Here is a 22,511-nt window from a genome sequence, read left to right as displayed (position 1 = left end):
TCCGAATTTGGATGGGATGTACAAAAATCTAGGCCGCGTATCATAGCCAATTTCGGTAAAACTGTACCAGCGCCGTGGCAAGATCGGCCTGCAAGGCCTGTTCCAGAGACCAGGATTGGGCGTGCCGCTGCAGTTCCGTCCAGTGTTTGCGGGCCGCGAGCCAGTGCTGTCCGATGGGGAGTCCGGCGCTCCATGCCCGCCATAGACCGCTTGTCGCCTCGGCCGCAGCCGACGAAAGGCCTTGGGTGTAGAGCGCCAGGAACGCGTCGAGCTTGTCCAGGTGGATGTCTTCTTCCTGCTGGTAAATGTGCCACAGCATCGGCCGCCCCGCCCACTGCGCCCGGACGAACGAGTCCTCCCCGCGCACCGCATTGAAATCGCAGCACCAGAGCAAGCGGTCGTATTGGTCCTGACGCACGAACGGGATGACCTGCACGGTCAGCGACCCACGCACCTGCAAGGCGCCCGCCGTCAGCGCGTCCACCCCGAGCCAGCGGGCGACGTCGCCCAGGATCCGGCCCTCCGGCACCAGCAAGTGGGTCGGCCGGGCATCGGCGGCCAGCACATCGAGCCAACTGGCCAGGCCGGCGTTCTCATAGGCGAACAGTGAAATGAGCTCTGAGCCGGGCGCCGGATCAATCCCCAGTTCCTGCAGGAATGTTCGCTGCGCTGCGGGATCCTGCTGAAACGCCTGACGCCGCTCGATCAGCCCCTGCTCGCGCAACAGCCCGCCGGTGCCTGGCTGGAACCCCGGAAAGAAAAAGAACTTCTGCACCGACCGGTACTTCACCGACGGCAGTCCGTGGCACCCGACCACCCAGTCTTCGGCGCTGAGGTAGTCGAGGTTCATCCACAGCGGCGGTTGTTCCCGTTCGGCCATGGCATCCATGTACGGGCCAGGCAACTGACAGGCGAACGCGGCGATGACCACATCGGCCGCCTCCGCCCCGACCCACGCCTGCGGCCAGTGCAGCACCTCGACCCCCTGCTGCCGCTGCTGCGCGAGGCTTGGGTCGATTTCCGGGCAGAGACGCTCGAACGCCCGCAGGTCATCGACCCACAGGCGCACCGCCACGCCGTGCTCGGCCACCAGTTGCCGGGCCAGGCGCCAGGTCACGCCGATGTCGCCGTAGTTGTCGACCACGGTGCAAAAGATGTCCCAGCGGGTGTTCGTTGCCGCCATCAGAAGCTCCCGTTGGCAAAAGCGCCGATTGTCCGCGCAAACGCGCCCTCGGAGAAGAGCCGACGCCGACGAATCTTCGTGCGACAATCGGTGCTCGCCCGCTCTCGTCCGCCAGGAGGCTGTCATGCCCTACCGTCCCGCCCCGCGTCGCCCTTTGCCCGTTCAGCTTAGTGCGCTGCAATTGACCGGCAGCATCGCCCTCGGCCTGTGGCTGGGTTTTCTTGCCATCGCCCTGACCTGGTGGCTCGCCTCCCGGCTCTTCAGCCATCAGCTGGCCCCGGTGACCGAGGCGGTTCAGCAAATGGGCAAGCCGCCGGCCGTCGCCCAGCCGCAGCCGCAACCGGAGCCGCAGAACCGGATGTTCGAGCAGTACGAAGAGAACCTGCGCAAGAACGAACAGCAAGTGCGCCTGGATCAGGCCCGCAACAGCACCCGCAACCTGTCCAATCCCAAATGCCAGTTCTGGCTGCAGCAGGATCAGACGGCCCCGAGCGAAAAGAGCCGCGCCAACGTGCTGCAGTTCTGCGATTGACCATGAACAAACACACCGTCCACCAACTGATCCTCGACAAGCTGCGCAGCGACCTCGACATCGCCGAGCGCGCGGCGCAAACCGCTTACGAGGCCGCGACCCACGAAGAGAACATCGCCGAGAACAAGTACGACACCCTTGGGCTGGAGGCGTCGTACCTGGCCGCCGGGCAGGCCAGGCGCGTCGAGGAAATCCGCCAGTCGCTGGCGCTGTGCCAGAACCTGATCCTGCGCGCCTACGACGACAGCCGGGGCATCGAGGTGGGTGCGCTGCTCGGCCTTGAGGACGAACGCGGGCGCGAGCAATGGCTGTTCCTGGCGCCGGATGCGGCAGGCCTGAAGGTCGATGTGGTGGGTCAGCCAGTCACCGTCATCAGCCCGCGCTCGCCGCTGGGCAAAGGTCTGCTGGGCAGGTTCGAAGGCGATGAGGTGGAGGTGCTGGTGGCGGGCACCCGGCAACAGTTCGCTGTCACCGAGGTGCTCTAGAAGGGAGACGCTTACTTAATGGACGGGCAGTTCGACGCCGTCGAACAGCTCTTCCAGTTCCTGCTTGTTGTGGCACTGGATGGCCTTGGCCATCACTTCGCGGGTCAGGTGCGGCGCGAATTTTTCGATGAAGTCGCACATGAAGCCGCGCAGGAAGGTGCCGCGGCGGAAACCGATCTTGGTCACGCTGGACTCGAACAGTTCGCTGGCGTCGAGCACCACCAGGTCTTTGTCGAGCGTGGTGTCGACGGCCATTTTCGCCACGATGCCCACGCCCAAACCCAGGCGCACGTAGGTCTTGATCACGTCGGCGTCGGCGGCGGTGAACACCACTTTCGGCGTCAGGCCGCGGTGGCTGAAGGCTTCGTCGAGCTTGGAGCGGCCGGTGAAACCGAACACGTAGGTCACGATCGGGTATTCGGCCAGCGCCTCGAGGGTCAGCTTCGGCAGCTTGGTCAGCGGGTGGCCCTGGGGCACGACCACGCAACGGTTCCAGCGGTAGCACGGCATCATCACCAGATCGCCGAACAGCTCCAGCGCTTCGGTGGCGATGGCGAAGTCCACGGTGCCGTCGGCGGCCATTTCGGCGATCTGCATCGGCGAACCCTGGTGCATGTGCAGCGCCACGTCCGGGTATTGCTTGATGAAATTGCTGATCACCGGCGGCAGCGCATAACGGGCCTGGGTGTGGGTGGTGGCGATCGACAGGGTGCCTTTCTTCTCGTTGGAGAATTCCTGGGCGATCTGCTTGATGCTCTCGACCTTGCGCAGGATCTCGCCGGCGGTGGTGATGATGCGTTCGCCGGCCGGGGTGACGCGGGTCAGGTGCTTGCCGCTGCGGGCGAACACTTCGACGCCGAGTTCGTCTTCCAGCAGTCGGATCTGTTTACTGATGCCCGGTTGCGAGGTGTAGAGGCTTTGGGCGGTAGCGGAAACGTTGAGGTCGTGGTGCGCCACTTCCCAGATGTAGCGCAATTGTTGAAGCTTCATATGAATCCCTCAAAGCAGGTAGACGCCACGGGCATCAGCGACGATATATAACTATATGAATGGTTTGAAGAATAAATCTAGAACTATTTCATCAAAACGCCATTATTCCGCTTCAGCGATCCTCCCGACGCCGACGCTCCACCAGCGGCACCAGATAAACCGGCACCTTGGACAATTGCAGCACCCGGGCCGCCGTGCGCCCCAACGGCGTTTCCGCCCCCACCCCGTGGCTGTGACTTCCTACGATCAGCAAATCGACCGAGAGTTTCTGCACCTGTTCGAGAATCACCTGGGACGGATCCCCTTGCAGCACCCGCACGGCCCGGATCCGCTGCAGGTCTTGCGCCCCTTCGTCCCCAAGCTCTTCGCGGAAACTGTCGAGCACCCGCTGCTCGATGTTGGCGATGACCGTCTTCAGCCCTTGGCTGTGGAATTCGTTCAGCGCCTGCTCGTCGAGATAGCTCTGCAGCACCGATTCGGCGAACAGCCCCATGGGTTCCACCGCGTGCACCACATACAGGTCGGCGTCGAACGTCCGCGCCAGCGCCAAGGCGTGCTGCATCACTAACGGTGCGTACAGACCGAGGTCAGTGGCATACAGCATCGCACGAATCATGTGACCTCCCAGCGTGCCGACATGGCGGAGATTTGATTCAGCTTAGCAGTGCCTTGGCGACAGCGGCGGGCGGTGCAACGTCTTGTGCCACGCGGGCTTCAGAGCGAAGATTCGTTGCTCACGCCATGGGGCACGTGACCGGTGGCGACCACTTCCCGCGCCAGTTCGCAGTGCCCGGCCTGGTCGTCGAAGAACACGTCGGCGGCAAACGCTTCGAGGAACGCCGCCTTGGTCAGACCGCCGAGGAACAGCGACTCGTCCAGGCGGATGTCCCACTCGCGCAGGGTGCGGATCACCCGCTCGTGGGCCGGCGCCGAACGGGCCGTCACCAGCGCGGTGCGGATCGGGCAATCGTCCTCCGGGAACTCACGCTGCAGCACGTTGAGCGCCGCCAGAAACCCCTTGAACGGCCCTCCGCGCAGCGGCTCGCGCGCCGACTCGCGCTCCTTGGCCTGAAACGCCTCCAGCCCGCCGGACTGATAGATGCGCTCCGACTCGTCGGAAAACAGCACCGCGTCACCGTCGAAGGCGATGCGCAGTTCGTCGCTGGCCGCACGGCCGGCGCCGCCGGACAGGATGGTCGCCGCGGCGAACCCTGCGTCCAGCGCGGCCCGCACGTCCTCGGCGTGGGTGGAGAGAAACAGGTCGCAGCCGAACGCCTTCAGGTACGGATAAGGGCTGCGCCCGCCGACGAACGCGGCCCGGGAAATCGCCAGGCCGTAATGGCCGATCGAGTTGAACACCCGAAGGCCGGTGTCGGCGCTGTTGCGCGACACCAGGATCACCTCGACCCGCGCCCGCCCGAGACGGGCGTTGAGGCTCAGCAGCTTTTCGACCAGCGGGAAGGCATCGCCCGGCGCGAGGATCTCGTCCTCATGCTCGATCTGGTATTGCCGGTAGGCTTCGACGCCGCTCGACTCATAGACCTTGTGGCTTTCGCTCAGGTCGAACAGGGCGCGGGACGAAATCGCCAGCACCAGTTTGTCATCGATGTTCTTTGCCATGCCTTCCCTCGCCCTGCATGAAAAACGCTCTCACCTGTTGCGTCGGTCGATGAACCCCAAGGTTCGGTGCAACGCCTCGATCCGCGGCAGCCCGCACCCCGCCGCCTTGGCCGCCGCCAATGGCCGGGCGTAGATCGCCTCCAGTTCCAGCGGCCGCTTGTGCAGGAAATCATGATGCATGCTCGGCCAATAGTCCGGCATTTTCTCGGTCATCATGAACAGATAGTCGGCATAGCCCGGCGGCATGTCATGGCCGCAGGCCTTGGCGCCCTGCACCACTTCGGCCATCAGCGCCTGGATCAGCGCGCGGCTGTCGGCGTCGGCCATCAATGGGGTGGTGCTCGCCCCCAGCAGCACGGACAGACCGTTGTAGGGAATGTTCCAGACCAGCTTCTGCCAGCGTGCCTGCTGCAGGTCGGGCATCGCCTGGGAGTCGATGCCGGCGGCGCGGAACAGCCCGGCGCCCTCCTCGACGATCGCCATCCGCGCCGCGCCGTCCGGCGCCGGGCCGCTGTGGTAGCCGACGTTCACCGCCCCCAGCGCCTGATGGTTGATCTGCCCCGGCCCCTCGCGGTGGACGCAGATCAGGCACAGGCCGCCGAGCAGGTGCAGCGAATCGGGCAGCAACGCCCGCAGGCTGTCCTCGACGTCCAGGCCGTTCTGCAGCAACAGCACCTTGGCGCCGGGCTTCGCCGCCCGCACGATCGCCGGCGCCAGGTCGGCGGTGCCGGTGGTCTTGGCCCCGACCAGCAGCCAGTCGCACGGCGGCATGTCGTCGGCTTTTGCGTAGGCCTGCACCGGGTCGAGCGTCAGCGCGCCGTGCACCGCACTGTCCACCCGCAAGCCGCGCTCGGCCACGGCGCTGAACTCGCTGCGCAACAGAAAGTGCACATCGAACCCGGCCCTCGCCAGCATCAATCCGTAGAACCCGCCGATCGCGCCGGTACCGATGATCCCCACCGCCGGCCTGTTGTTCACTGTCCCCGTCATGGCAACTCCTCTGCAATTCGCTCCAGCGCCCCGGCCACGGCGGCATTCAGCTCGCCGGCGCTCAGGCGCGTGTGCACAGCACCAAAGAACTCGCCGTCGCGCACCACAAACAGCGCCGGCAAATGAAAGACCTGATAACGCTCGACGAGCCCGCCGTTGTCGCCGGCGTCGATCCAGCACAAGCGATCGACCGCAAGCTTCAGCGTCGGCAGCGTCTGGCGGGCATACCGGCACGAGGCACAGCCCGCGCTGGTGAAGATCACCAGGGAAACGCCGCTCATCGCCAGCAGCCGTTGGTCGGCGTCGAAATCGGTCAGTTGCGATTCGACCACTATACTGGGGGAAACAATGTCAAATGGCCGACACAGGGAGTCTGTGCTCATGGGACGTTTCATTCCTCATCCGGACGATGTGCCCGTTGAACTGACGTTGCTCACACCTGAATGCATTTCGCGGCAACGGCTGAACACTATCAGCCTCGGCGGCATCGCTTGCAATTACCATCGTGCATGGCGCCACGGCACGGCGCTGCAGGTGCGCATGCCGACCCTCAACGCCGACATCTGCTATCCGGGCTACGTCGCCTGGTGCCTGCGGCGCAAGAAGGGCTATCTGGTGGGCATCGCCTTCACGGACGAACAGACGCTGTTCAGCGCGCGGATGGGCGAGCAAGTGTGCCAGATCGAACGCTACTGCCGCCTCAACGAGGCCCACGACGACCTGCAGGACATCCAGGCGCTGGCGCTGCAATGGGTCGCGCAGCACGCCGACGAGTTCTCCCACGACACCGTCCGCAAGGCCTTTGCCCACCCCGTTCTGGATTGAACGGCTTCCGGGGCCCCGTCGCCCCGGCGCGAAAGCCCCCCTGAACAGTTACTTTCCCATTGTCGAGCAGGCGCCTAACGCGCTAAGGTTCCGCTCCCCGACGCGCTCAATTCCGCTGTGCTCCGCCGCGCGGGGATCGCTGGCGGACGGCACCCGTGACCTGACGAGTAAACGATGGCTGATTTACCGATCAACGACCTTAACGTCGCCTCCAACGAGACCCTGATCACTCCCGATCAGCTCAAGCGCGATATCCCCCTGAGCGACGCTGCCCTGCGCACCGTCACCAAGGGTCGCGAAGTCATCCGCAACATCCTGGACGGCACCGACCACCGCCTGTTCGTCGTGATCGGCCCGTGCTCGATCCATGACGTCAAGGCCGCCCACGAATACGCCGAGCGCCTGAAGGTGCTGGCGGCGGAAGTCTCCGACACGCTGTACCTGGTCATGCGCGTGTACTTCGAGAAGCCACGCACCACCGTCGGCTGGAAAGGCCTGATCAACGACCCTTACCTGGACGACTCGTTCAAGATCCAGGACGGCCTGCACATCGGTCGCCAACTGCTGCTGGACCTGGCCGAGAAAGGCCTGCCGACCGCCACCGAAGCCCTCGACCCGATCTCCCCGCAGTACCTGCAGGACCTGATCAGCTGGTCGGCCATCGGCGCGCGCACCACCGAATCCCAGACCCACCGCGAAATGGCTTCCGGCCTGTCCTCGGCCGTCGGCTTCAAGAACGGCACCGACGGCGGCCTGACCGTGGCGATCAACGCCTTGCAGTCGGTCTCCAGCCCGCACCGTTTCCTGGGCATCAACCAGGAAGGCGGCGTGTCGATCGTCACCACCAAGGGCAACGCCTACGGTCACGTGGTGCTGCGCGGCGGCAACGGCAAGCCGAACTACGATTCGGTCAGCGTCGCACTGTGCGAACAGGCGCTGACCAAGGCGAAGATCAAGCCGAACATCATGGTCGACTGCAGCCACGCCAACTCCAACAAGGATCCGGCGCTGCAACCGCTGGTGATGGAGAACGTCGCCAACCAGATCCTGGAAGGCAACCAGTCGATCATCGGCCTGATGGTCGAAAGCCACCTGAACTGGGGTTGCCAGGCGATTCCGAAAGACCTCGCCGACCTGCAGTACGGCGTGTCGATCACCGACGCCTGCATCGACTGGACCGCCACCGAAAACACCCTGCGCAGCATGCACGCCAAACTCAAGGACGTGCTGCCCAAGCGTCAGCGCACCTGACAGCTTTATCGCGGGCATAAAAAAACGCCGGGCTGAGCCCGGCGTTTTTTTTATGGATGACGTTCAGATCTTGGCGGTGCGCTTCTGATGGCGCTCCATGTAGCGCTCGACGTAGGAGCACGAAGGAATCACCGTGTAGCCCATTTCGTCGGCGTACTGCAGCGCCCGTTCGGTCAGTGCCGCCGCGATGCCTCGGCCACGCAAGGCGTTGGGCACGAAGGTGCGGTAGATGTCCAGGGTCTGTTTCCCCAGATCCATATAGGTCAGGTAGGCACGATGACCGTCCACATTGGTCTCGAACTGATGACCAGCCTGGTCATGGTGGATGGACAACGCCTCGCTCATCACTACTCCTCGCGGGTCTTTGAATATGACCCCTACCTTACCGATGTTTTCCCGGCGAAGGAACATCTACGCCACCCCGTGCCTGATGGACACCGAGAAGAGCCGCACCGATCTCGCGCAACCTGGCACGTGACGAATAGTAGGCACCAATGGGCCAAATGCTCAAGGCACACTCGTCAACATGCACGCCGGCGACGGCGGCTCCGGTGGACGCCGGGCGCGGTGCGGGCGACGCTTGCCCCCGCTCCGCACGCCTGAACATTGCCGGATGTTGAGACGTAAGACGAGCCCCGTCTTTTTAAGTCACCTCTACACGGCCAAAGATAGGCGAAGCACCGCACAAAATCGCAATGAAAGTGTGGACGAATCCATATAGACGGACATTGGCCAACGACGGCAAAACAGCATTGCCTAACGGGAACTTTTTCTCATTGACTCGCTCATCACGGGGCTTACAGCTGGACATTTTTTATACAGGCCAGTTAAAAGTTGCTCGAAAAAGAATCAGCGCCTACAATTTTTTTTGCTTCTTGCACTACGTCAGTTTACTTACTACAAGTAACGGGTAGTATGTACGCCGGCTATTTCCTCAATCGGAGGAGACAGCCACTTAATTGAAAGTCCTTGAAGGGGAACACGATGAACAACGTTCTGAAATTCTCTGCTCTGGCTCTGGCCGCAGTTCTGGCTACCGGTTGCAGCAGCGCATCGAAAGAAACCGAAGCACGTCTGACCGCTACTGAAGACGCAGCTGCTCGCGCCCAAGCTCGTGCAGACGAAGCTTACCGCAAAGCTGATGAAGCTCTGGCTGCTGCTCAAAAAGCACAACAGACTGCTGACGAAGCTAACGAGCGTGCTCTGCGCATGCTGGAAAAAGCTAGCCGCAAGTAATAGTCCTTCGGGATTGTTATCAAGCCGACCCATTTTTGGGTCGGCTTTTTTGTGCCCGCCGCTTTCTGCAGGCAACAAAAAACCCGCCGGCGCGTCACGCGCCGGCGGGTTTCGTCATCAAGCCTACTGCTGAAGGTCGATCGGGGCGCTGGAGACCATCGGCGCCGAGGTGTTCGGCACGGCAATCTCGACTGGCAGGCCGTCTTCGGCCGCCACCACGTCACGCACCACGTCCCAGTTCATGCGCAGGTTGTTGGTGATGTCCTCACGCTTGAGCATCGCGTTGATCACCGCCGTGTGCTTGTCGACCACCGACGGGTTGCCCTTGTCGTCCAGCGGCGTGTGCGCCTCGAGGTAGACCTTGCCGCCGCTGCGGCCGAACTTGTACGGGTCGTTGATGATCCGCACGGACGTGCCGACCGGCACCATGCCGGCCATTTCCAGCACGTTGTTGTTGAACATGCGGAAGCAGCCGTGGCTGGTGCGCATGCCGATGCCGAACTTCTTGTTCGAACCGTGGATCAGGTAGCCCGGTGTGCCGAGGGTGAACTTGAACGGGCCCAACGGGTTGTCGGGGCCTGCCGGCACCACGTTCGGCAGCGGATCGCCGTCGGCGGCGTGTTCGGCCTTGATCGAGGCCGGCGGCGTCCAGGTCGGGTTCGGCGTCTTGGCGGTGATGGTGGTATGGGCGATCGGCGATCCCCAGCCCTCGCGGCCGATGCCCAACGGGAAGGTGTACACCACGTTGCGGCCTTTCGGGTAGTAGTAGAGGCGGTACTCGGCCAGGTTGATGACGATGCCTTCGCGCGGGCCCGGCGGCAGGATGAAGCGGGTCGGCAGGATCACCTCGGTGCCGGCGCCCGGTAGCCAGGCGTCGATGCCCGGGTTGGCCGCGACCATTTCCGAGTAGCCCAGGTCGTAGGTGGTGCCCAGGTCGGCGAAGGTGTCCTCGTACTTGGCCTTGATCACCTGCACCTGGCCGATGATGTCCTCACCGGGCGGTGGCAGGGGAAATTCCAGTGCGGCAACGGGGCCAGCCGCGCACAGGGCGGCAAGAGACAGGCAGCGGGTGACGGCAGGAAGACGCGGCAACATCCGGAGAATCCTTCGCATGATCGACAAGGGTACAAGAGCGCGATTGTACACCGCGCCCGCGGAATACGGGGAGATGCTAGACCTGCGGCGGCCGGCGCGACCATGAAATCGCGTTCACGTGGACTTGCGCAGGTTTCGTCGCCGAGCGGGAGCCAGCGCCCTCGCCGCAGGCGACCTAGAGTTCGAAGCGCAGTTCGGGCCAGATCGGCGAGGTGCCGCGCTTCTGAGACTCCAGGATCGCCCGGCACAGGGAACACAGGCGCTGGTCCTGAAACACCCGGCGATCCACGCTCGACCAGCGCGGCTGCGCCGGCAACAGGCCGCCGCAGAGCGTCCGGTCCACCGAGCCGCCGAGTTCCAGCTGACGGGCCACCAGATGCACCCGCACTTCCTGGCAGGCGAACAGATCCAGCTGTTCGTCAGGCTCGATCAGTTGGTAGGCAAACAGGGACCAGGCAGGGCGCGGCATCGGGGGCTCCAATTAGGGGGGCGCCACATTAGCCGAAAGCCTGCCGCTAGAAAAGCCTCACAACAGCGGTTTCAGCGCCGGCCACACATTTTCCAGCAACCGCCCCTGGGCCCCGGCGGCCGGGTGCAGACCGTCGGCCTGCATCAGGTCAGGATGCCCGCCCACCCCGTCGAGGAAGAACGGCACCAGCGGGATGCTTTTTTCCGCGGCCAGGTTGCCGTACACCTTTGCGAAGGCATCGGTGTAGCGCTTGCCGTAATTGGGCGGCAGTTGCATGCCGAGCAACAGCACCTTCGCACCGCTCTGGCGGGCGCTGTCGATCATCGAAGCAAGATTTTGTTGCAATTGCGCCGGAGGCATTCCGCGCAGGCCGTCGTTGCCCCCGAGCTCAAGGATCACCAGATCCGGCTTGTGCTCCGAAAGCAGCGCCGGCAGGCGCGCCTGGCCACCTGCGCTGGTGTCGCCGCTGATGGAGGCGTTGATCACTTTATCGTCAAAACCCTCGTGCCTGAGGCGCTGCTCAAGCAACGACACCCACCCCGACCGGGTATCCAGCCCGAAAGCGGCGCTGATACTATCGCCGACGATCAGGACGGTGCCCGCCACGGCGTTCTGGGCCATGCACATCACGGCCAGGCCGGCACTCAAAAACCAAACACGCATCGGATTCTCCATGGGCGCAAGCATTCTCACCGCGAAGAACCTTAGCAAAGTGGTTTCCGGGGCGGAAGGCGAACTGACCATCCTGCACCCGCTCAGCCTGGAACTGGCCAAGGGCGACAGCCTGGCCATCGTCGGCGCGTCCGGCTCCGGCAAGTCCACCCTGCTCGGCCTGCTCGCCGGGCTCGACCTGCCCAGCAGCGGCGAAGTCACCCTCGCCGGCCAGGGCCTGAGCAACCTGGACGAAGACCAGCGCGCGCGCATCCGCGCCGAGCACGTGGGGTTCGTCTTTCAGTCGTTCCAACTGCTCGACAGCCTCAACGCCGTGGAGAACGTCATGCTGCCGCTGGAGCTTGACGGCCGCAAGGACGCCCGCAGCCGGGCCACCGAACTGCTGCAGCGGGTCGGCCTCGGCCAGCGCCTGACCCACTCGCCGCGCCAGCTCTCCGGCGGCGAACAACAGCGTGTGGCGATCGCCCGGGCCTTCGCCGCCGAGCCGGATGTGCTGTTCGCCGACGAACCCACCGGCAACCTCGACAGTCACACCGGCCAACGCATCAGCGACCTGCTGTTCGAACTGAATCAGGAGCGCGGCACCACCCTGGTGCTGGTGACCCACGACGAACGCCTGGCCCACCGCTGCCGGCGCCTGATCCGCCTTGAAGCCGGCGAACTGGTCGCCCCCCTGGAGCCTTGATGGCACACCTGCCGCTGCTGCGCCTGTTCAGCCTTGCCCTGCGTCAATTGCTGCGCGATGCCCGCGCAGGCGAACTGCGGGTACTGTTCTTCGCCTTGCTGGTGGCGGTGGCGGCCAGCACCGCCATCGGCTATTTCGGTGCGCGCCTCAACGGCGCGATGATGCTGCGCGCCACCGAGTTCCTCGGCGCGGACCTCGTGCTCGAAGGCAGCTCGCCGGCTCGCCCGGAACAGATCCGCAGCGGCGCCGAACTGCACCTGGACCACGCGCAAGCGGTGGAGTTCTCCAGCGTCATCGCCACCGACAACGGCATTCAACTGTCGAGCATCAAGGCCGTCGACCGCGCCTACCCCCTGCGGGGCGAACTGAAGAGCGCAGCCGCCCCTTTCGCTGCCGAAGAAGCGGGCGGCGAGCCGCTGCCCGGCGAGGCCTGGGTCGAGGCGCGCCTGCTGACGGCACTTGACCTGAAGATCGGCGACAGCATCGATGTCGGCCAAAAGACCCTGAAGCTGACCCGGGTGCTGACCTACGAGCCCGACCGCGCCGGCAATTTCTACAGCCTGACGCCGCGGGTGCTGATCAACCTCGAGGACCTGGCCGCCACCGGCGTGGTGCAGCCCGGCAGCCGGGTGAGCTACCGCGAACTGTGGCGCGGCCAGCCCCAGGCGCTGGAGACTTACCGGCAACTGATCAAACCCGGACTGGCCGCCAACCAGCGCATCCAGGACGCCCGCGACGGCAACCGGCAGATCGGCGGCGCGCTGGGCAAGGCCGAGCGCTACCTGAACATGGCCAGCCTGGTGGCGGTGCTGCTGGCGGGCGTCGCGGTGGCGCTGTCGGCGAACCGCTTCGCCAGCCGCCGCTTCGACGCCAGCGCCCTGCTGCGCTGCCTCGGCCTGTCGCGCCGGGAAACCCTGGTGCTGTTCAGCCTGCAGCTGCTGGTGCTTGGCCTGCTCGCCAGCCTCGGCGGCGCGTTGCTCGGCTGGCTGGCGCAGTTGGGCCTGTTCGCGTTGCTGCACGACCTGCTGCCGGCCGACGTGCCGGCGGGCACCTTACTGCCGGCCCTGGCCGGGATCGGCACCGGGCTGGTGGCGCTGGCCGGTTTCGCCTTGCCGCCGCTCGCCGCGCTGGGCCGCGTGCCGCCGCTGCGGGTGCTGCGCCGGGACATGCTGCCGATCCCGTCGAGCGCCTGGATGGTCTACGGTGCGGCGCTGGGTGCGCTCGGCCTGATCATGTGGCGCCTGAGCCTGGATCTGCTCCTGACCTTCGCCCTGCTGGGCGGGGGCGTGGTCGCCGCCTTGGTGCTGGGCGGCCTGCTGCTGTCGCTGCTGCAGAGCCTGCGTCGACTGCTGGCCCGCGCACCGCTGCCGTGGCGCCTGGGGCTGGGCCAGTTGCTGCGCCATCCGCTGGCGGCCGCCGGCCAGGCGCTGGCCTTCGGCCTGATCCTGCTGTCCATGGCGCTGATTGCCTTGCTGCGCGGCGAACTGCTCGACACCTGGCAGAACCAGTTGCCGAAGAACGCACCCAACTACTTCGCCCTGAACATCCTGCCGGCGGACAAGCAAGCCTTCGCCGATCACCTGATCAACGTATCGGCCCAAGCGGCGCCCCTGTATCCGGTGGTGCCGGGGCGGCTGATCAGCATCAACGGCGAACCGGTGCAGCAGATCGTCAGCAAGGACTCGGCCGGCGACCGCGCCGTCCAGCGCGACCTGAGCCTGACCTGGGCCGCCGACCTACCGGCGGGCAACCGGATCACCGCCGGCGCCTGGTGGAGCGGGCAGCCTGCGGACGGCGTCCCGGGTGTCTCGGTGGAGGGCAAGGTCGCCGAAAGCCTGAAGCTCAAGCTCGGCGACCTCATGGCGTTCAGCGTCGGCGGGGTCAACCGCGAGGCCAGGGTCACCAGCCTGCGGGAGATCAACTGGGACAACTTCCAGCCGAACTTCTTCATGATCTTCCAGCCCGGCACCCTGAAGGATCTGCCGGCGACCTACCTGACCAGCTTCTATCTGGCGCCCGGCCACGACCTGCAGATCGTCGAACTGTCGCGGGCCTTCCCGGCGGTGACCATCCTGCAGGTCGAAGCCCTGCTCGAACAGCTGCGCAGCATCCTCGCCCAGGTCACCCTGGCGGTGGAGTATGTGCTGTTGTTCGTGCTGGCCGCCGGGATGGCCGTGCTGTTTTCCGGTTTGCAGGCCACCCTGGACGAGCGCATCCGCCAGGGCGCGCTGCTGCGTGCGCTCGGTGCGCAGCGGCAGGTGCTGGTCAAGGCGCGGCGGATCGAGTTCGGCCTGCTCGGCGCGGTCAGCGGCCTGTTGGCGGCCATCGGTTCGGAGGTGGTGAGCCTGGTGCTGTACCGCTACGCCTTCGACCTGCCGTGGCACCCGCACCCCTGGCTGCTGGTGCTGCCGCTGATCGGCGCGGCGTTGATCGGCGCCGCCGGTGTGTTCGGCACGCGCAGGGCCCTCAACTCAAGCCCGCTGACAGTGCTGCGCGAGGGTTGATAGACTCCAGCCCTCTTCACCACAAGACATCGACATGAGCCGTTACCGCCCTCCCCGCACCGCCGGCACCGCCCTGATCACCCCCGAAGGCGAAGCGCGGATGCGCGCCGAATTCCATGAGCTGTGGCACGTGCGCCGCCCGCAGGTGACGCAGGCGGTGAGCGAAGCGGCAGCCCAGGGCGACCGCTCGGAAAACGCCGAGTACACCTACGGCAAAAAGATGCTGCGCGAAATCGACAGCCGGGTGCGGTTCCTGACAAAGCGCCTGGAGGCGCTGAAGGTCGTCAGCGAAAAGCCCAGCGACCCGAACAAGGTCTACTTCGGCGCCTGGGTCACCATCGAGGACGAAGACGGCAAGCAGTCGCGCTACCGCATCGTCGGGCCCGATGAACTGGACCTGAAGCTGGGCCTGATCAGCATCGACTCGCCCCTGGCCCGAGCCCTCGTCGGCAAGGCGCTGGACGCGGAAGTGCGGGTGCAGACGCCGACCGGCGAGCAGTTCGTGTACATCGTCGCCATCGAGTATCCCTGAAGGGGGCTCAACGTCGGGCGATCAGCCCTTGCCGTGCCACGCGGGTCAGGTGCCGGATCATCTCCGGCGCCTCGTCGCGGCCCGGCGCCTGAATCACCGCCAGATCGAAACTGTCGTCGGCAAAACGCGCCAGCGACTCGCCGTCTTCGACAAACTGGATGAGGAACGCGGCAGGGCCGCCGCTGCGGCGTGGCCAGCCATCGAGGTAGCGCAGCAGCGTCGGCTGATGCTTGCCGCCAAGCAGGATCTTTGGATTGCGCTGGGTGATGTGTGCCGTGATCGGCGCAGGACGTGCTGGAGGGCGAAGTGCATTCATGTGTCGTGTCTCTGCCTCAAAAGTCTGCATGGCAGGTGAGAGGCAACACCGAACCAGCGCTTTAGCGGTATTTCGAAGCCGGACCGGCTTCTGACGGCGACTGGATGAGTCACCTGGCGCCCCGCAAGTAGCTGTTTAAATCGGCGCATGAGCGGCATCCTAGAGAACGCGGCTGTCGAGTGTCAAGAATCGGCCGCAACAAAAAAGGCCCGCGCAATGCGGGCCTTTTGCCGTGTTCCAGAGCGGTCAACCGGCGATGGCGCGATCCACCGACAGTTTTCCGGCCCCTTCGATCAGGACCGCGATGCTGCCGCCGAGCAGAGCCAGGGCGAACTCGTAGCCGTTGTTGGCCATGAACAGGCCGTTGCCGATGTGCACGGTGAAGATCGCCACCAGCGACAGGAAGGTCAGGCCCAGCGCCGCCGGACGCACCAGCAGGCCGATGATCAGGGCCAGGCCGGCGAAGAACTCGGTGCCGCCGGCCAGCGTCGCCATCAGGTAGCCCGGCGTCAGGCCGATGCTTTCCATGTACTGTGCGGTGCCGGCCAGGCCGTAGCCGCCGAACAGGCCGAAGAGTTTCTGTGCGCCGTGGGCGGCGAAGATCACGCCGACGGCGATGCGCAGAACGGTCAGGCCGTAGCCGGCGCGGGTGAACAGTACTTTGTTGATCAGAGAGCTCATGTTTGCGTTCCTTAACTTCTTGGGGAAAGTGTGTGTGGTTGGCCGCTATATTAATCAGAAAAATTTATGTTAAAAGCGCAAAAATTCCGCCATAACAATCAATTTATTAGATCATTTGCGTGAGACGACTTTCTGTCCCCGGGGCTCCAGCGACTCGCGCTCCCGGTCGAACGCCAAGTAGTACTTGTTCACGCTATTAACATAGCTGACGGCCCCCATTCCCACCTGCTCCATGGCGATGCGCTCGACCTGGAAGAACCACTGGTTGGGGTTCAGGCCCCGTCGCCGCGCCTCGGCCCGCATGCCCTGCACGCGCTCGGGGCCGATGTTGTAGGCGGCCAGGGTGAACGCCATGCGCTCGCGCTCGTTGAGCTTGGGGCTGTTGAAGAACTTGCGGCGGATCATCGCCAGGTACTTGGCCCCGGCCTGCACATTCCCATCGAGATTCTGGATATTGCCCACGCCGACCCGCTGCGCGGCCGACGGTGTGATCTGCATCAGACCGGTGGGCCCGCCGCCGCCCCGCGCGCCGGGTTGCAGCGCCGACTCCTTGAACGCCAGCGCCGCCAGGTTCAGCCAGTCCATGTTCTGCGCTTCGGCGTGCTTCTGCAGGGTCGGGCGCAGGCTTTCCAGGCGCTGGCGATCGGCCTTGGCCAAGGGATAGTGGACTTGATAGAGACGGCGGTAGATGCGCAGGAACGCTGCGTCTTCGTTGGCCGGCTTCTTGTAGCCGGTCAGGAATCGGTCGATGCTCGCCCGCAGCATCGACGCGTCGCGGCGCACGAACCAGTATTCCTCACCCGGTTCGCTGATCATCAACTGCTTGTCGAAACGCAGCTTGGGCAGGATCTTGCCCCAGCGCTCGGCGATGGGCTGCTCGACGATGGTCAGGTGGAAGATGCCGCCCTGCACCATTTCCAGCACATCCTCGACCGCCAGGGTCGGGTCGACCCATTCGATCTTGATCGGCGCCAGCTTGTGCAGCGCCAGTTTCTGGTTGAGCCGGTCGACCGCCTCCCCCGCCGCGCTGCCGGTGGGCAGGGCCAGGGTCTTGCCGGCCAGTTGCTCGACCTTGGTGTAGCGCCGCTCGCCCTTGATGCCCACCAGCACCAGCGGCACGTTGCTGGCGATCGGCTCGCTGCTGGCGACCGCGTGGCCGGGCTGCAGGTCCAGCAGTTCCCCCGGTGCCACCAGGTCGCCCTCGCCCCGCTGCAACGCGCCGAGCAATTGATCCTTGGCCTTGGGAATGATCTTGAGGCTGATCTCCTGACCGTCACGGGCGTGGCCGTTGAGGTACTGCTCGAAGGCGCGCAGGCGGTGATACTCGACGCCGATGGCCTGGCCCTGCACTTCGCCGGAGCTGTTGCGGCTCTGGTTGACCAGCACCCGCAGCACGCGGCTGCCGCGGATCTCGGCCAGGTCGCGCACCTTGGCGGCCGGCACGGCCTGCAACGGGCCGGGCAGGCGCGCGGCAGCCGTCATCGGCAGCAGCAACGATCCGCACAGCAGGAGCAACACCGAGGGACGAACCATCCACTCTCCGGAAAGAACAGGGCGCCTTCACCCGGAAACGAGCAAAGAACACCGACGAAAACAGAGCGCCTGAAGCGCTGGCAAAGTGCGAAAGACTGGCACAGCGATGGCATTGCTGCCAGCCCAACCTGTCCCGCGGCCTCAACAGACAGCCATAACGTGTTGTAGTTCTTGGCTTTTCTTATAAATCTACGGCTCTGATATGCTTTCCGGCCTTCGGCCCGAGGAAGCACCATGCAACTCATCGACATCGGCGTCAACCTGACCAACCCCAGTTTCGCCGACAAACACCAGGCCGTGCTCGACCGCGCCTACGCCGCCGGCGTCTGCCAACTGGTGCTGACCGGCACCAGCGTCGAGGGCAGCGAACAGGCGCTGGAACTGTGCCGGCAACTGGACGAGAGCGGACAACGGCTGTTCGCCACCGCCGGCATCCACCCGCACTCGGCGAGCGACTGGAACGCCGACAGCGCCAGACGCCTGCAAGCCCTGCTGAAGGAGCCGGGCGTGGTGGCCGTAGGCGAATGCGGGCTGGACTTCAACCGCGACTTTTCCCCGCGCCCGCAGCAGGAAAAGGTGCTCGAAGAGCATCTGGCCCTGGCCGCCGAGCTGCAATTGCCGGTGTTCCTCCACGAGCGGGACGCCAGCCAACGCCTGCTGGACATCCTGCGCGACTTCCGCGACCGCTTGCCCGCCGCCGTGGTGCATTGCTTCACCGGGGAGCAGAAGGCGCTGTTTGGCTACCTCGACCTGGATCTGCACATCGGCATCACCGGCTGGATCTGCGACGAACGCCGCGGCACCCACCTGCACCCGCTGGTGAAGGAGATCAAGCGCGGTCGCCTGATGCTCGAAAGCGATGCGCCGTACCTGCTGCCGCGCAGCCTGCGGCCCAAGCCCAAGAACGGGCGCAACGAACCGGCCTACCTCACCGAAGTGCTGCGCGAAGTCGCCCTGCACCGCGGCGAAACCGAGGCTGACCTGGCGGCCCACACCACCGCCTGCGCCCGGGCGTTCTACGGCCTGCCCACCCTGCCCTGACACCCCTGTAGGCGCCAGCCTGCCCCGGCGATCGCCCTTGACCCTGCCCCGCCGCCATCGCCAGCAGGCGGGTGCCTACAGCGCTCGAACAGCATCAGGCCTTGATGCACATCAAGATTCCGCGCCCACGATACCGGCACAATGCTGGCACCTTGCCAAAACTGTTTCCGCTATCAGAGAAGACCTCCATGGGTGCCTGGCTTAGCAATATCTCGCTGAAATACAAATTCTGGGCGGTCAACGCGGTCGCCTTCGTCACCACCCTGCTGCTGGTGCTGTACGCCGTGCAGTTGGAACAGCAGTCCCGCAGCCATGCTGCCCAGGCCTCCGCGCAGGCTCAGGCGCAATTGCTCAAGGCCTGGCCGGCCGGGCAAGCGCTGCCCAAGACCGATCAGGTGCTGACGTTCAAACGCGGCGAAGCCCCTCGCCTCAACGATCAACCGTTACTGGAGATCAGCGACGGCAACGGCTGGGTCGAGATCAACCATCTGCCGCTGTTCGGCGAAAACCCGCTGATGGGCGCCGAAGTGTTCGGCCGCCCCGATGGCCAGCAGGTCGCGGTCATCGCCTACGGCCCGAGCATGAGCCAGGTGTTCAGCGAGCGGTTCGCCAACTATGCGGTGGCGGTGTTCATCCTGATGCTGGCGATGCTCGGCGCTTCGCAACTGCTGATCCGCTTCCTGCTGAGCCAACTCAACACGCTGAAGGACGTGATGCTGCACGTCGAAAAGACCGGCGACTTGAGCGCCCGGGTGCCGCTGGCGTGCAAGGATGAGGTCGGCCAAATGGCCAACGCCTTCAACGCCATGCAGGCCGGCTACCAGCGGGTGGTGACCACGGTCGCCAACACCGCGCGGCAACTGGACGTCGGCGCGGCGCGCCTGGCGTCGAGCATGAACGAGGTGCGCCACGGCATGCTCGGCCAGCAGAGCGAAACCGACCAGGCCGCCACGGCCATCAATGAGATGACCGCCACCGTCCACCACATCGCCCAGCACGCCGGCGCCACCCGCGATCTGTCGCAGACCGCCGACGGCCTGGCCGGCAGCGGCCAGCAGGTGGTGAGCCGGGTGCAGCAGTCGATCGCCGGGCTGTCCAGCGGCGTGCAGCAGACCGCGGAAATGATCCAGCGCCTGGCCGAGGACAGCCAGAAGATCAACGGCGTGGTCAGCGTGATCCACAGCATCGCCGAACAGACCAACCTGCTGGCCCTCAACGCCGCCATCGAAGCGGCCCGGGCCGGCGAGATGGGGCGCGGGTTCGCGGTGGTCGCCGACGAGGTGCGCAACCTGGCCAAGCGCGTGCAGACCTCCACCGACGAGATCACCACCATGGTCTCGGCGCTGCAGGCCGGCACCCGCGATGCGGTGGACTTCATGCAGGAGAGTTCGTACAAGGCCGACGACTGCGTGCAGCAGGCCCAGGAAGCCGGCGAAGCGCTGGCGGAAATCACCGGCGCCGTGGCGCAGATGCGCGAGAGCAACACGCAGATCGCAGTGGCGGCGGAACAGCAGAGCCAGGTGGCCGAAGAGATGAACCGTGCGGTGGTGAGCATCCGCGACGTGACCGAAGACACCGTGCAGCAGACCGTGGATTCGGCGACCACCAGCAACGAGCTGGCGACCCTGGCCGGCGAACTCAGCAAGGCCATCGGGCAACTGAAGCTGTAGGGGAATCATCGCGAAGGCGTCAGTCCGGGCGACATCGAATCCGGCCATGACGCCTATCGCTTCAATAGCCAACCTTGATTCGCCGCCCTCCCGGCCCGGGCCTATCCTTCAGCCATGCACCGAACATGGCACAAGGAGCCGCAGACATGGGCAAACGTCACCCCAACCTTCCCGCCTGGCAATGGCGCGCGTACCCGCACAACCATCAGCACCCGACCAACCTGGTGCTGCACCTGATCGCCGTGCCGCTGTTCATCGTCGCGTTTCTGCTCATCGTGTCGGGGGTGTTCAGCCTGAGCCTGGCGAGCGTCGCCATCGGCGTGATCGGCATCGTGGCGGCGCTGGCCCTGCAGCGCCACGGCCACAGCCTGGAGGCGCAAGCGTCCGAGCCGTTCAGTGACCGCAAGGATGCCGTATCGCGCCTGTTGGTCGAGCAGTTCCTGACCTTCCCGCGCTTCTTCCTCAGCGGCGGCTGGTGGCGCGCCTGGCGTGAGCGCCACCGCCGGCATTGAGTCAGGCGAAGATCGTCACCGTCTGGCGGCTCATCGCAATCAATTCCCCTTCGGCGCTCCACAGCTTGGCCGCCACATGGCCGTAACCGTCGGCGGCGTACTCGATCTGGGCCAGGTACTTGCACCAGTCCAGCGTGGTCAAATCCCGCAGCGGCTGCACGAACTCCACCGTCCAGGTCAGGGTGCTGCCCGGCGCCGGCTTGCTCAGGAACGGCAGCAGCGCAGGCGGCCAGGCATCGACCAGCGCCAGCAGGTGCGATTCGTTGACCGGCTCTTCAGGGACATCGCCGCGCAAGCGCACCCAGCCGCCCATGTCGCGGGACTTGTTGCCGGTGAACGGCATGCCGCCCACGCTCCAGCGCATCGCCAGATGGCGCATGAACTCCGGCGTGACGCCTTTGATGTAGGGCAGTTCCTGGCAGTCGTCCCAGTGCTTCATCTGCGGCGCCGGCTGAGCGTCGACCGCCACTTCCGACGTGCGCGAGCCGCCGAAGCTGCCCTGCATCAGGGTCACCACCTGGCCGTTCTGCGTCGCGCGGCCCAGCACTTGGCTGACCGCCTTGCCCTCGCGCAGCACCTCGACCTCGAAGCTCACCGGCACTTCAGGCTCCACCGGACCGACAAAGGTGATCGCCAACGAGCGCACGGGACGCTCCACCGGCACCTCGGCGCGCATCACTTCATATTGCAGCGCCGCCACCAGGCCGCCGAAGCTGGCCCGGCCCTGCCCCCATTCGGCCGGAACCGACAGCTCCGGTTGACGGCGGACAGCATCGAGCAGATCGCAAAAGCGCATGGGAACCTCAGGTACGAAAGAGTCAAAGCCGGGATCTTAACCAGCCAAGCAGAGCGCCGCAGCGTCTATTCCGGTCAAATCGACTGACAGAAAGGCCGTACGGGGCTGCAGGGCTGGCTCCTGCAGGGGAACGTTCAGGGCTTGAAGCAGGCTTCGCTGAGCTTGTGGAGGACACGGTCGGCCTTAACCTCGGCCTCGGCCATGGTCGCCTGCCAGGTCGGGACGCAGGGCAGCAGATCCGCTTCCTGCTCGGCCCTGGCCAGCCATTGCCAGCAATCGTGCCAGTCGCCCAAAGCGCCCTGCGCGGATTTCAGATGCTTCATCGCCGATGCGGGCAGGCGATCCAGCTCGGGGTAGGCCTCGATGCCGTAGCGCACGCGCTTGATCAACAGGCGCAGGCGATGGCGGTCGTGGGCCGGGTCGTGCAGCGCCTCGTCAAGGTTCTTCCACTGCTTGCGCAGGCGCTTGCCGATGCGCGTGTCCAGGCCCTTGAGCAAGCCTTGACGCTGGGAGGCGCGCAGGAAACGGGGAAAGGCGTCGAGGATCATCAGCAGCGACGCCAGCTCCGCACTCGCCGCCAGCGCCGGATACGCTTCGGCCATCTGCGCCAGGCGCCGATGGGCCGCCTCCGGCCGGCCATGCTTGAGCAAATAGGCCGCCAACACCTCGCGGTCACGCCATGGCGTGGTCAACTGCCCGACGGCGGCGGCCGCCCCTTCCAGTTGCTCGACACCCGGCAGCCCGCGCAACGGCCTCAACAGGCTGCGCAAGCGGCGCACGGTGGTGCGCAGGTCGTGCAGCGCCTCCGGGTCGGTACGCGCCGCCAGGCGTGCCTGACAAGCCAGCAGCCGCACTTCCAGACCCAGGACATGGGCCACCAACCGGTCAATCAT

At 65.3% G+C, this 22,511-nt stretch carries 26 protein-coding genes; 11 read left to right on the top strand and 15 right to left on the bottom strand.

Annotation, left to right across the window (positions count from 1 at the left end; all coding sequences use genetic code 11):
* Nucleotides 1-40: 40 nt before the first annotated feature.
* A complete protein-coding gene (earP, locus tag CAG29_RS21880) occupies nucleotides 41-1,183 on the bottom strand; it encodes an elongation factor P maturation arginine rhamnosyltransferase EarP (RefSeq protein WP_085695134.1) in 1,143 nt (380 codons plus the stop codon).
* 124 nt (nucleotides 1,184-1,307) lie between these two features.
* On the opposite strand from earP, the gene CAG29_RS21875 reads away from it, so the two are divergent.
* Together CAG29_RS21875 and CAG29_RS21870 are read left to right on the top strand one after the other, a co-directional pair.
* A complete protein-coding gene (locus tag CAG29_RS21875) occupies nucleotides 1,308-1,715 on the top strand; it encodes a hypothetical protein (protein ID WP_085577983.1) in 408 nt (135 codons plus the stop codon).
* Nucleotides 1,716-1,717: 2 nt separating this feature from the next.
* Nucleotides 1,718-2,200 (top strand): GreA/GreB family elongation factor, encoded by a 483-nt coding sequence (locus tag CAG29_RS21870; RefSeq protein WP_085577984.1) that lies wholly within the window; start codon nucleotides 1,718-1,720, stop codon nucleotides 2,198-2,200.
* Nucleotides 2,201-2,215: 15 nt separating this feature from the next.
* On the opposite strand, the gene cysB is transcribed toward CAG29_RS21870, so the two are convergent.
* The 5 genes from cysB to CAG29_RS21845 all read right to left on the bottom strand — a co-directional run bounded on the left by cysB (nucleotide 2,216) and on the right by CAG29_RS21845 (nucleotide 6,183).
* The gene (gene cysB / locus CAG29_RS21865) at nucleotides 2,216-3,190 is read right to left on the bottom strand and encodes an HTH-type transcriptional regulator CysB (RefSeq protein ID WP_085577985.1); all 975 of its coding nucleotides are present in this window, start codon (nucleotides 3,188-3,190) and stop codon (nucleotides 2,216-2,218) included.
* A 112-nt stretch (nucleotides 3,191-3,302) separates the two neighbouring features.
* Nucleotides 3,303-3,806 carry a universal stress protein gene (locus tag CAG29_RS21860; RefSeq protein WP_085695133.1) on the bottom strand — a complete coding sequence of 168 codons (504 nt, stop codon included), beginning with the start codon at nucleotides 3,804-3,806 and terminating at the stop codon, nucleotides 3,303-3,305.
* 98 nt (nucleotides 3,807-3,904) lie between these two features.
* Nucleotides 3,905-4,810, bottom strand: a complete 906-nt coding sequence (locus tag CAG29_RS21855) for a 5'-nucleotidase (protein ID WP_085695132.1) — start codon at nucleotides 4,808-4,810, stop codon at nucleotides 3,905-3,907.
* A gap of 30 nt (nucleotides 4,811-4,840) precedes the next feature.
* Entirely contained in the window at nucleotides 4,841-5,800 is a 960-nt protein-coding gene (locus tag CAG29_RS21850; RefSeq protein WP_085695131.1) for a putative 2-dehydropantoate 2-reductase, read from the bottom strand.
* A complete protein-coding gene (locus tag CAG29_RS21845; RefSeq protein WP_085577989.1) occupies nucleotides 5,797-6,183 on the bottom strand; it encodes a co-chaperone YbbN in 387 nt (128 codons plus the stop codon). Before CAG29_RS21845 ends, CAG29_RS21850 begins: the two co-directional genes overlap by 4 nt.
* On the opposite strand from CAG29_RS21845, the gene CAG29_RS21840 reads away from it, so the two are divergent.
* Nucleotides 6,182-6,625, top strand: a complete 444-nt coding sequence (locus tag CAG29_RS21840; protein WP_085577990.1) for a PilZ domain-containing protein — start codon at nucleotides 6,182-6,184, stop codon at nucleotides 6,623-6,625. The genes CAG29_RS21845 and CAG29_RS21840 overlap by 2 nt on opposite strands.
* Nucleotides 6,626-6,799: 174 nt before the next feature.
* Complete coding sequence (locus tag CAG29_RS21835; RefSeq protein WP_085577991.1) at nucleotides 6,800-7,876, top strand: 3-deoxy-7-phosphoheptulonate synthase; 1,077 nt, start codon at nucleotides 6,800-6,802, stop codon at nucleotides 7,874-7,876.
* 63 nt (nucleotides 7,877-7,939) lie between these two features.
* Here CAG29_RS21835 and CAG29_RS21830 read toward each other — a convergent pair whose 3' ends face one another.
* On the bottom strand, nucleotides 7,940-8,221 hold the full coding sequence (locus CAG29_RS21830; RefSeq protein WP_085577992.1) for a GNAT family N-acetyltransferase: 282 nt from the start codon (nucleotides 8,219-8,221) through the stop codon (nucleotides 7,940-7,942).
* A gap of 639 nt (nucleotides 8,222-8,860) precedes the next feature.
* Here CAG29_RS21830 and oprI point away from each other — a divergent pair.
* Complete coding sequence (gene oprI / locus CAG29_RS21825; RefSeq protein ID WP_011335311.1) at nucleotides 8,861-9,112, top strand: outer membrane lipoprotei OprI; 252 nt, start codon at nucleotides 8,861-8,863, stop codon at nucleotides 9,110-9,112.
* A 123-nt stretch (nucleotides 9,113-9,235) separates the two neighbouring features.
* On the opposite strand, the gene CAG29_RS21820 is transcribed toward oprI, so the two are convergent.
* From CAG29_RS21820 to CAG29_RS21810, 3 genes are all read right to left on the bottom strand, one after another.
* Complete coding sequence (locus tag CAG29_RS21820; RefSeq protein ID WP_085577993.1) at nucleotides 9,236-10,207, bottom strand: L,D-transpeptidase family protein; 972 nt, start codon at nucleotides 10,205-10,207, stop codon at nucleotides 9,236-9,238.
* Between the two features lie 175 nt (nucleotides 10,208-10,382).
* Nucleotides 10,383-10,676 carry a hypothetical protein gene (locus tag CAG29_RS21815; protein ID WP_085577994.1) on the bottom strand — a complete coding sequence of 98 codons (294 nt, stop codon included), beginning with the start codon at nucleotides 10,674-10,676 and terminating at the stop codon, nucleotides 10,383-10,385.
* Between the two features lie 57 nt (nucleotides 10,677-10,733).
* Nucleotides 10,734-11,339, bottom strand: coding sequence for an arylesterase (locus CAG29_RS21810; protein ID WP_085629812.1), 606 nt, complete (start codon nucleotides 11,337-11,339; stop codon nucleotides 10,734-10,736).
* Nucleotides 11,340-11,349: 10 nt separating this feature from the next.
* Between CAG29_RS21810 and CAG29_RS21805 the strand changes: the two genes are divergently transcribed.
* The 3 genes from CAG29_RS21805 to greB are packed head-to-tail and all read left to right on the top strand — an operon-like array spanning nucleotide 11,350 to nucleotide 15,069.
* Complete coding sequence (locus CAG29_RS21805) at nucleotides 11,350-12,033, top strand: ABC transporter ATP-binding protein (RefSeq protein ID WP_085577996.1); 684 nt, start codon at nucleotides 11,350-11,352, stop codon at nucleotides 12,031-12,033.
* The gene (locus CAG29_RS21800; RefSeq protein ID WP_085629810.1) at nucleotides 12,033-14,537 is read left to right on the top strand and encodes an ABC transporter permease; all 2,505 of its coding nucleotides are present in this window, start codon (nucleotides 12,033-12,035) and stop codon (nucleotides 14,535-14,537) included. The genes CAG29_RS21805 and CAG29_RS21800 overlap by 1 nt, the downstream gene beginning before the upstream one ends.
* Before the next feature lie 34 nt (nucleotides 14,538-14,571).
* Nucleotides 14,572-15,069, top strand: coding sequence for a transcription elongation factor GreB (greB, locus tag CAG29_RS21795; protein WP_085629808.1), 498 nt, complete (start codon nucleotides 14,572-14,574; stop codon nucleotides 15,067-15,069).
* Nucleotides 15,070-15,076: 7 nt separating this feature from the next.
* On the opposite strand, the gene CAG29_RS21790 is transcribed toward greB, so the two are convergent.
* The 3 genes from CAG29_RS21790 to CAG29_RS21780 form a co-directional block, all read right to left on the bottom strand.
* Nucleotides 15,077-15,385 (bottom strand): hypothetical protein, encoded by a 309-nt coding sequence (locus tag CAG29_RS21790; RefSeq protein WP_085629806.1) that lies wholly within the window; start codon nucleotides 15,383-15,385, stop codon nucleotides 15,077-15,079.
* Nucleotides 15,386-15,631: 246 nt separating this feature from the next.
* Nucleotides 15,632-16,066 (bottom strand): DoxX family protein, encoded by a 435-nt coding sequence (locus CAG29_RS21785; RefSeq protein ID WP_085578000.1) that lies wholly within the window; start codon nucleotides 16,064-16,066, stop codon nucleotides 15,632-15,634.
* Between the two features lie 111 nt (nucleotides 16,067-16,177).
* Nucleotides 16,178-17,599 (bottom strand): transglycosylase SLT domain-containing protein, encoded by a 1,422-nt coding sequence (locus tag CAG29_RS21780; protein WP_085578001.1) that lies wholly within the window; start codon nucleotides 17,597-17,599, stop codon nucleotides 16,178-16,180.
* Between the two features lie 234 nt (nucleotides 17,600-17,833).
* Here CAG29_RS21780 and CAG29_RS21775 point away from each other — a divergent pair, with 234 nt between their 5' ends.
* The 3 genes from CAG29_RS21775 to CAG29_RS21765 all read left to right on the top strand — a co-directional run bounded on the left by CAG29_RS21775 (nucleotide 17,834) and on the right by CAG29_RS21765 (nucleotide 20,822).
* The gene (locus CAG29_RS21775; protein WP_085629804.1) at nucleotides 17,834-18,640 is read left to right on the top strand and encodes a TatD family hydrolase; all 807 of its coding nucleotides are present in this window, start codon (nucleotides 17,834-17,836) and stop codon (nucleotides 18,638-18,640) included.
* A 188-nt stretch (nucleotides 18,641-18,828) separates the two neighbouring features.
* Nucleotides 18,829-20,310 (top strand): methyl-accepting chemotaxis protein, encoded by a 1,482-nt coding sequence (locus tag CAG29_RS21770; protein WP_085578003.1) that lies wholly within the window; start codon nucleotides 18,829-18,831, stop codon nucleotides 20,308-20,310.
* 146 nt (nucleotides 20,311-20,456) lie between these two features.
* The gene (locus CAG29_RS21765) at nucleotides 20,457-20,822 is read left to right on the top strand and encodes a terminase (protein ID WP_085578004.1); all 366 of its coding nucleotides are present in this window, start codon (nucleotides 20,457-20,459) and stop codon (nucleotides 20,820-20,822) included.
* Nucleotide 20,823: 1 nt separating this feature from the next.
* Here CAG29_RS21765 and CAG29_RS21760 read toward each other — a convergent pair whose 3' ends face one another.
* Both CAG29_RS21760 and CAG29_RS21755 read right to left on the bottom strand, forming a co-directional pair.
* Nucleotides 20,824-21,618 (bottom strand): acyl-CoA thioesterase II, encoded by a 795-nt coding sequence (locus tag CAG29_RS21760; RefSeq protein WP_085578005.1) that lies wholly within the window; start codon nucleotides 21,616-21,618, stop codon nucleotides 20,824-20,826.
* 134 nt (nucleotides 21,619-21,752) lie between these two features.
* A complete protein-coding gene (locus tag CAG29_RS21755) occupies nucleotides 21,753-22,511 on the bottom strand; it encodes a CHAD domain-containing protein (protein WP_085695130.1) in 759 nt (252 codons plus the stop codon).

The sequence above is a fragment of the Pseudomonas sp. B7(2017) genome (genome assembly GCF_002112745.1).
Classification (GTDB): Bacteria; Pseudomonadota; Gammaproteobacteria; order Pseudomonadales; family Pseudomonadaceae; genus Aquipseudomonas; species Aquipseudomonas ekonensis.
The sequence above is the reverse complement of the archived record's forward strand: the minus strand, read 5'-3'. Positions and strand labels throughout refer to the sequence as shown.